Origin of the sequence: Psychromonas sp. (genome assembly GCF_041586535.1) — a bacterium.
GTDB lineage: Bacteria > Pseudomonadota > Gammaproteobacteria > Enterobacterales > Psychromonadaceae > Psychromonas.
On the sequence record NZ_JBFGZY010000150.1, the window covers coordinates 1 to 9,621 of the forward strand.

Annotated in this window: 5 protein-coding genes; all 5 read left to right on the top strand. The window is 42.7% G+C overall.

The window, feature by feature from the left end; genetic code table 11:
* Nucleotides 1-2,791 (top strand): EAL domain-containing protein (locus tag ABZA00_RS14680; protein ID WP_372882909.1); only part of this gene is annotated, 2,791 nt, incomplete at its 5' end.
* A 261-nt stretch (nt 2,792-3,052) separates the two neighbouring features.
* Nucleotides 3,053-4,120, top strand: coding sequence for a DUF21 domain-containing protein (locus tag ABZA00_RS14685; protein WP_372882910.1), 1,068 nt, complete (start codon nt 3,053-3,055; stop codon nt 4,118-4,120).
* A 34-nt stretch (nt 4,121-4,154) separates the two neighbouring features.
* Entirely contained in the window at nt 4,155-4,940 is a 786-nt protein-coding gene (locus ABZA00_RS14690) for a hypothetical protein (protein WP_372882911.1), read from the top strand.
* Nucleotides 4,941-4,949: 9 nt separating this feature from the next.
* On the top strand, nt 4,950-5,798 hold the full coding sequence (locus tag ABZA00_RS14695; RefSeq protein ID WP_372882912.1) for a mechanosensitive ion channel family protein: 849 nt from the start codon (nt 4,950-4,952) through the stop codon (nt 5,796-5,798).
* Nucleotides 5,799-6,489: 691 nt separating this feature from the next.
* The gene (locus ABZA00_RS14700) at nt 6,490-9,246 is read left to right on the top strand and encodes a hypothetical protein (protein ID WP_372882913.1); all 2,757 of its coding nucleotides are present in this window, start codon (nt 6,490-6,492) and stop codon (nt 9,244-9,246) included.
* Nucleotides 9,247-9,621: the final 375 nt, after the last annotated feature.

The following is a 9,621-nucleotide window of genomic DNA, read 5'->3' on the forward strand; positions in this document are numbered from 1 at the left end:
GCCGGCAGTAGTCCATCTGATTAACAATCAAGCGCAGGTTATTGCAGGCCAGAGTGGATTGGCAGATAACAGTTTAAAACTTAATACTGCGGAGCTCGATCTTACAAGGCGTTCTATGGCAAGTGGTGTTGGAGGCAGTGCTATTTTGGCTAAGCAATTGCAGCAACACTCCGAGCCTGTGCTGGCTGTCTATGCATTGCAGAACGGTTTATTCGGTTATAAGGGGAGTGGCTGGGGAGTGTTGTTGGAGGTTCCGCTTCAAAAAGCGCTCGCTCCTGTTCGGCAGATGGCTCAACATGTTGCGGTTTTCGCGTTGATTGCAACAATCTTGCTGGCCGCTGGGCTCTATTATGCCGGTAGGGTCCTCGCGCGGCCGATAGAAAAATTAACAAAAACCGTTGAGGCCGTTTCGCTCGGAGATTTGACCGTAAAAGCCGCCGTAACAACAAAAGATGAAGTTGGTGAGTTGGCTTCTGCGTTTAACAAAATGACTGACGAGTTGCAAAAAACAACCGTTTCAAGTGATTATGTAGACAACATTCTCAAAACCATGCTCAGCACGCTAATCGTTACCAATCCGGATGGAAATATTGTGTCAGTCAATCAGTCAGCGCTGAGCCTATTAGGTTATCAGGAAAAAGAGCTGCTTGGTCAACCTATTTCCATGGTGATTGGTGAACAGGCTATTTTTCGGGGAAGCAGACTGAATGTATTAATTCGTAAAGGAATTGTTGCCAATGTCGAGATCTTCTATCTGAGCAAAGACGGCCGCAAAGTACCGGTACTGTTTTCCGGCTCCGTGATGCGTGATGATCAGGGAGATATTCAGGGCATTGTCTGTGCAGCCACTGATATCAGTCAGCGTAAAAGCCATGAGCAAAAATTACAGCGTAGTAGCCGTGCCTTAAGAGCCATTCATGCCAGCAGTACCCTTATCACACGCTCTGATGATGAGCAAAAACTATTTAGCGGGGTATGCCAAAATATAGTGGAGCAGACCGGTTATCAGTTTGCCTGGGTGGGATTGCTGCCGGCAGATGATAGTGGGGTTATGATCCCGGTCGCCTGGGCCGGTGAGGAGCAAGGTTATATTAATGCATTGTTAGACTGCAAGAATCCTGGACAAATGTCTGACAGCCCCGAAGCTAAGGTGCTGCGCACCGGCCAACCGTACATTGAAATGAATATTAAAAGCGTCTTGGATGGTCAGCACTGGAGTAAAGAAGCCTGCAAACGAGGGTATCAGTCTGTCATTGTTTTTCCGCTTTTGCATGAGAAACAGGCATTTGCTGTGCTGGCAATTTATAGCTCGCAGATAAAAAACCTTGCTCAGGATGAAATCGTACTATTGGAAAGACTTGCCGATGACCTTGCATATGGCGTGATAGCAATACGGATAAAACAAAATAACAAATTGGCCGAGAAAAAAATCAGCTATATGGCCTTTCATGACTCTCTGACTAAACTGCCCAACCGGACAATGATGATTCAGGAGTTGAATCAGGCGATTGATCGGCAAAGTCGTCAGGGAGGAGCGCTGGCGGTACTGTTTATTGATCTGAATGATTTCAAACTGGTTAATGACACACTGGGTCACGCAGCCGGGGATGAATTGCTTTGTCAGGCTGCTGAGCGCCTGACAAATGCCACCCGGGGAGCTGATATTATAGCGCGGCAGGGAGGCGACGAATTTATTGTAATGCTTGCAAAATACGGTAAGCGGGTAGATAAGGCTGAATTCGAGCAGAATGCATCACAGGTTGCCCAAAGGATTCTGGGAGAACTGCAAAAGCCGTTTCAGATCCATAATCAGGATACTTATGTTTCTGCCAGCATTGGCATCGGACTGCTGCCTGAAGATAGCGTGGATGCCGCACAGTTGATTCAGTATGCGGACAATGCGATGTACCGGGCCAAGGAACTCGGTGGCAATAACTATCAATACTTTTCTAAAGAACTCTCGGATCGCCATCAGTCAAAAATGCGCCTGGCCACTATGCTCAATAAAGCAATAGAGAAGCAGGAATTCCGGCTTCATTATCAGCCGCTTATCGATCTTAATGACGGGAAAATGGTTGGCGTAGAAGCGCTGCTCCGCTGGGAACGGGAAGAGGGGCATTTTATATCGCCCGCTGAATTTCTGCCCGTGGCGGAAGATACCGGATTAATTTTACCGATCGGGGAGTTGGTGATTAGAGAAGCCTGCCGCCAGCTTCGCGAATGGACAGACAAGGGAATTTTATTACCGATTGCAGTGAATCTCTCGGCTCGGCAAATGTGGCACGGCGACATTGCCGGACAAATATTAAGTATTATCAATGAGAGCAGGGTGGTAAAGCATCTGCTTGAGGTTGAAGTGACGGAAAGTGCGATGTTTGTCGATCCGGATCGTATGGATAAAACACTGCGGCATTTGCAGGAGAATGAGATCAAGATATCACTGGATGATTTTGGTACCGGCTACTCATCACTGAACCGTCTCAAACATCTACCCTTCAGCAAACTGAAAATCGACAAATCATTTGTTGACGGGGTACCTGATGATGAAGATGATATTGCCATCGTCACCGCAACGGTGCAGATGGCACGCAGTCTGAGGATATCTTCTTTAGGTGAAGGGATTGAGACCATTGAACAATATCGTTTTTTACGCAATCTTGGATGTGACTATGGTCAGGGATATTATTTTTCCAGACCTGTACCGGCAAATGAAATTGAACATCTGCTTAGCCGGGACCATCGTTGGGAATTACAAATGCTCTCATCTAACACATTACAGGTCATAAAATAAAGTTATTATCAATTGCGCTATAGTATCTGCTGCTGAAAGTGATTCTTCCAGCAGCAGATACCTTGTAATTACTGCCTGAGTTAGAGAGTTTGCTGCAGTTAAACGGGACAACTTATCAATTCATTAACTATATAAAATCTAAAATTGCTGCTACCGTCAGACAGCCTTTCTCTATATACTTTCTTTAAATAATTCGTTTTTTTCAGTCTGAAAATTAGGTAGCGCCTTGCTGTCTAATATTAATCTATAGTTAGGGATCAAATGTCACAGGACCTTTTTATCTGGATAGGAATAGCTATTTGTATTTCTCAATCCGCTATTTTTTCCGGCTTAAATTTAGCTTTCTTTTCACCTAGTCGTTTACAGCTGGAAGTCGAAGCAGTAAAAGGCAACTTAGATGCTGCGAAAATATTACGATTAAGGGGAGACTCCAATTTTCTTTTAACGACTATTTTATGGGGAAACGTTGGCATTAATGTCCTGCTTACTCTGCTTTCAGATTCAGTGCTGGCGGGAGTTAGCTCCTTTCTGTTTTCGGCTGTAGCAATAACCATTATTGGCGAAATTACACCGCAAGCTTATTTTTCCCGAAACGCTATTAAAATGGGGAGCTTGTTATCGCCAGTTATTAGATTTTACCAGTTGCTTTTATTCCCCGTGGCAAAGCCTACTGCCATGATTTTAGATATGTGGCTTGGCAAAGAGGGGATTACCTATTTGGCAGAGGGTGAGCTGACCAGTATTATCAGAAAGCATATCGAGGCAGAAGAAACTGAAATTAACCACGTTGAAGGTATCGGCGCTTTAAATTTCTTTAAATTTGACAGCATAACAGTGAGCGAGGAGGGGGAATTAATTGATCCGGATTCTATTATTGTTTTACCGAGTAAAATGGATTTGCCCATTATCCCGGATATTAAGCCCAGCGCGGATGACCCTTTCCTGAAGTTGTTACATAAATCTGGTCACCGTTGGGTTGTTTTTACCAATCAAGAAGATGTTCCATTGCTGGTTATAGATGCGGATGGCTGTTTAAGAAGTGCTTTATTTGAACCGGAACAATTTGATCCTTATAGTTTTTGTCATCGTCCAATCGTCATTAGAAATGAAGCAGCTTCACTAAGCGAAGCTGTGATTAAAATGAAATCCAATGAATCCCTTGAAAAATCCTATGATGGTGTGATTGGAAATGACGTATTACTTGTCTGGAATGGTACTAAGCGTATCATCACAGGTGCAGATATTTTTGGCCGATTACTCAAAGGGATGCAGCATTCTGATCATGTATCTGTGGAGAAGGTTGACGATCCAGCTAATTCATTGTTATAAATGCAAAAATATACAATCATAGGCGGAAATGTTAATGAATAATTCAGATCCCTGGTGGGGTGAATCTTCGATACCTATTGGCCATTCAATGCAGCTAGATATTGGTTTTCTATCGCTTGCCATTGAAAATAAAGGTAAAGAATGGCTTGTTTATTCTCAATACGAAGCTGATTTAGAAGAATTCAATAACAGAATTCATAAAGAAGTCGGGCAGTTTGCTGCATGCAGTTATAAAGACGAAGCACGTTTTTTTGTCAATAACGATTCGGATTTAATTAATGTCAAACCTGTTTTAGCCGACAGACCTGTGGTTTGCCGGCCATTAAAACCAATCAAGGTTTCACCTAAATCTAAAGTTATCTTATATGTCTCTACCCCAATTTGGTTGTCCTTGAACTTAGTTTCTGAAGAGAGTACAAAGCTCCAGGAAATAGCTAGCCAACGCTTATCTGATACCTGGTTTGGCCCTTCTACTATGCAGGGTGACTTATGCTACGCAAGTTTAACCAACGGTAGGACTGACTTAAATGCTTTGCCCTTATTGCGGCATCGCGCTATTACCCCTTTGGTTATCCATAATTGTACCGAGAGTATTTTGTCATTTGAGCGTGTATCAATTCCAGTGCCTATGCTATCGGTATTTAAAACCGAGAATGGGCAATTTTATACCGAGTCAGTCGCTTTAACCTGGCAAAATGACAACAGTCTGGCCAAATTAAAGATTGGGGATCAGCAGGATAATACAATATTGGTAAGTGGTCCGAGAGAAACCGCAGAGCAAGGGCAATTTATTCGCGCTTTTAGTGCTATTTTCAAATAGGGTGAGATTATGAACGAGCTTTGGTTGCAGTTTTCTGATTATTTCAATGTTGAACAGCTTTTCAAGTTGATGCGGGCGCTGGTGTTGCTGGTAATCGGCTTTGTTGTTGCCAAGTTATTTAGTTTTTATAGCGTCAAGTTTAGTGGCAAGGTCTTTGCTCCTCAAACCTCCAAGTTAATTCAACGGGTTGTTTACTACTTTGTTTTATTGCTGTTTATTTTCTCTGCCTTGTTGGAGATGGGTTTTAATTTAAGTGTATTGTTAGGGGCGGCAAGTGTTTTAACTGTGGCGATAGGGTTTGCTTCGCAAACATCCGCTTCCAACTTTATCAGCGGTCTTTTTTTAATGGCGGAAAGGTCATTTACAATTGGAGATGTGATCAAGGTGGGTAATACAGTTGGTGAGGTGTTATCTATTGATCTGTTATCCGTTAAGGTGAGAACCTTTGATAATTTATTTGTCAGACTGCCAAACGAATCGCTAATAAAATCAGAAGTGACTACGTTAACTAAGTTTCCTATCAGGCGGTTAGATATGAAAATTGGTATCGCCTACAAAGAAGATATTGCTAATGTGAAAGGGGTGTTAGAGCAAGTTGCTTTTAATAATCCGCTTTGCCTGGAAGAGCCTAAACCATTATTTATATTTCAGGGTTTTGAAGATTCTGCTCTTGGGCTGCAGTTTTCTGTCTGGACGAAGCGGGAGAACTTTTTAGAATTGCGTAATACCATGTACGAACAAATCAAAGTGGCTTTTGATCAAGCAGACATTGAAATACCATTCCCGCATCGAACCATCTATACCGGAAGCGTGACCAAGCCTTTCCCGGTTAGCGTTGAAAAACCCGATAATAATTAACCTCAGCAAGATATCAAAAGCAATGACGCTTTCATTATCCAGAGTTGAGGTAGTATTAGTATTTTCTTCAAGTAAAAAGCGCTGCTCTTTGTCTTTAACCAGCTCCCGGACTACCGCTCGCCTCTGTTAAGTAAAATTGACAATATTACCTTACCCCTAAGTAGGTATCTTTTGAAATCATGTATTACTTCATTTTTCTAAAGTCGCATATGGCAACAGCTTAGCCATGTTTATCACCATATTTATGAGCACACACTGCCGAAACTTTTAGAGGTTGCAACTGTAAAAAATTATAAAATTAGATGATTATGTGCTTCTCAGGGGAAGCGTTAAATATACCAAAAAATACGCTAACACATTGATATGTAAAAGGTAATAAATGTCAACAAGAAAAAACTGTGGTTCGAGGAGGACTGTGATTTACTCCTCATAAAACACAAAGCGCTATTAAGAAATAACATCACGTTTTAGTGCCATCATATTTTTCATGAGCTCTGCCAATTACAAAAATATCGACCCAATCAACCAGCTTGTCGAGCATATATATCACGGAAAAATGAGAGTGGTATGAATGTAAAGAAACGTAAAGAGCCATGCAAACCCATAACAAATACGTTTTAATGCCCCCCATAAGATTTACAGAAAACGCTTGGCTTGCCCCTTGCTTCTACATTTTAATGAGGATTATATTTTGAATAATAAACTGTTAATGACAAGCACCGCTTGTATTGTCTTAAGTGCCTTGACCATGAGTAATGAGAGTTACGCGGCAGATGTCAATAACGGAACTTATGTATTACAAAGCAGGGTTTCATCAAGTGCAGATGATGCAGAAGAACATGGAAGAAACAGCACCATGGATATCAGCAGCTCTGATTTGGAGCTTGTAGAAGAAGGAAGTTCGGTACAAACAGTCGGGGTTCGTTTTGCCAATCTATCTATTCCTGAGAATGCAATTATAACTAAAGCTTACATCCAGTTTAAAGCAGATGAACGCTCTGTAAACAATGCAAATATTACTATCCATGCTGAAAGTACAGCTAATGCGCCAGGCTTTACCGATACAGACGGAAATATCAGTAACCGAATCAAGACTAATAAATCCGCATCATGGTCACCTGCAGCTTGGAATACCGTCGGTGAAGCAGGGGAAGATCAGCGCACCCCTGACCTGTCATCTATTGTTCAGGAAATTATCTCCGAAACAGGTTGGGCAAGTGACAATGCTATTGCCTTTATCCTTAGCGGTGCCGGAGCAAGAATTGCTGAATCTTACGATGGAGATCAGGCTGGTGCGGCACAGCTGTATGTGGAATATACAATAGATGGCAGCAGTACTACACCAGTAGTTGAACAACCAGTTGCTGAAGAACCAGTCGCTGAAGAGCCTGTTGCTGAAGAACAGGTCGTTGTAGAGCTAAACAGGGTGTCAGAAAGTGCAGATGATGCAGAAGAGCGTGCTAACGGCACCATGGATATCAACAGTTCTGATCTGGAGCTTGTAGAAGAAGGGAGTTCTGTACAAACAGTCGGGGTTCGTTTTGCCAATTTATCTATTCCTGAAAATGCAACTATAAGTAAAGCTTACATCCAGTTTAAAGTAGATGAGAGCTCTGTTAATAATGCAGATCTTACTATCTATGGTGAAGGTATTGCCAATGCGCCTGTTTTTACCAATACAGACTACAATATCAGTAACCGAACCAAGACAGATACATCCGTATTATGGTCACCTGCTGCTTGGGATACTAAAGCAGTAGCCGGCGAGGAGCAGCGTACTCCAGACTTGTCATCTATTGTTCAGGAGATCATCTCCAATACAGGGTGGCAAAGTGATAATGCCATTGCCTTCATCCTCAGCGGCGCTGGAGCAAGAATTGCTGAATCTTATGATGGAGATCGGGCCGGTGCGCCACAGCTATATTTGGAATATACAACAGGTGGCAGCATCGCAGCTGAAGAATCTGTCGTTGAAGAAGCTGTCGTTGTTGAAGTAGCTGTCGTTGAAAAATCTGTCGTTGAAGAAGTTGTCGTTGTTGAAGAAGCTGTCGTCGTTGAAGAAGTTGTCGTTGAAGAAGTTGCCGTTGAAGAAGCTGTCGTTGAGGAAGCTGTCGTTGAAGAAGTGGTAGTTGATGATTCAGCATCGGCGTTCGATTTATTGAGTGTAACGGGAAGCAACAGTGATTTAACTGAGGGAACATTTACAACATATAACAGCGCAAATTTAGGAACGCAGTCGAAACGTTCGATTCACCAGGGGGGATTCGGCACCGATTCTGTCTGCGGCTTGAGAGGTGAGATAGTTAAGGTAACGAATCTGAATGATAGCGGGGCGGGCTCATTAAGGAGTGCGATAAACCAGAAAGGCCCAAGAACCATTGTTTTTGAGGTTTCAGGTGCCATTAAATTAGAGTCGGGTATTGACATTGATTCGCCATTTATCACGATTGCAGGTCAAACGGCACCGGCACCGGGTATCTCGCTATATCACGAACGACTGAGAATTAACACCCACGATGTGTGTATGCAGCATATGCGCGTTCGTCTTGGTGATAGCGATCATAATTTAAATTCCATGAGTAGCTCTGAAGCTTCAGACGCGGATGCCGTGGTAATACGTGGCGGGCGCGATTCAGAGGGGACGTATAACGTCATTCTCGATAATATGTCTGTCAGTTGGTCTGTCGATGAAGCTATCTCAGTTTTTGGCGGTGTGACAAACTTGACCATTCGCGATTCTATCATTGCTGAGCCGCTACGTTACAATGCTCATGGGAAAGATCATGCATATTGTCTCCTTATTAGGACTGAGAGTGAAAGGGTTTCCCTTATCGGTAATTTATTTGGCCATTGTCAAAGACGTTCACCACGAATGGATGGTGGAACATTACAATTCGTAAATAACTTTATCTATAATCCGGGTGAATACGCAGTGAGTGTCCATGATGAACCAGTCAACGTGTCAATGGTTGGCAATGTAATGGACTTCCCTGATAATTCGTCTGATCGTTATGAGGGTGGCGCGGATGAGCTCTTTACGAGTCGAAGCCCTGAGGCGAAAGTTTATTTCAAAGGTAATACATCATTTGAAGATCGCCCTGAGTATGACTATCGTATGCAAGGAGAGCCTGTCGTTGTGCAATCTGTCCCAAGAGTGTGGGAGGGGAATGTAATGGCACTAACGACAACGGAAGTTAAAGAGTCTCTTACCGACTGGGTTGGGGCATTTCCTCGCCATCGTGATGAAGTTGATGCACGAATTGTCGAAGGGGTAAGAACGCACAGTGGAACGTATTTGGATTCTCAAATGGATAATGGCGGTTACGTTTATGTCGAGGAAAATCAGAGAAGTTTGACACTACCTGAAAATCCTCAGAATGACGATGACGGTGATGGTACTTCAAACTTAGTTGAGTGGCTGCAATCGTATACTGATGCGATTGAATAAGAGTCAGTAGTAAAAGGCATCGTATCTGGTTACTGCCAATAGCTTAAAGCTCATTTCATAAAACTTGAACGATTATATCGTTCGATCAAAATCCCTGGTCTTATTTAAGATTAGGGATTTTTTGTTTAAGCAAGAAATAGAATGAGTTTATGAATCATTTGAAAACAAGGATTCATACGAGAATGAATTGGATGTAATTAACCTCAACTCTGGATAAGCGACATTCCTCAACACCGCTCTTTTCGCCCCTTTCTGCGTTAAGTTTGCTTGTAATAGCCGGCTATTACTTCACAACCTTGCCTTGAAAGGAACGAAAATCCCGGCATTGAGCTCTACATGAGTCAAAAAAGATAACTTCATCTATTATAATGCCCA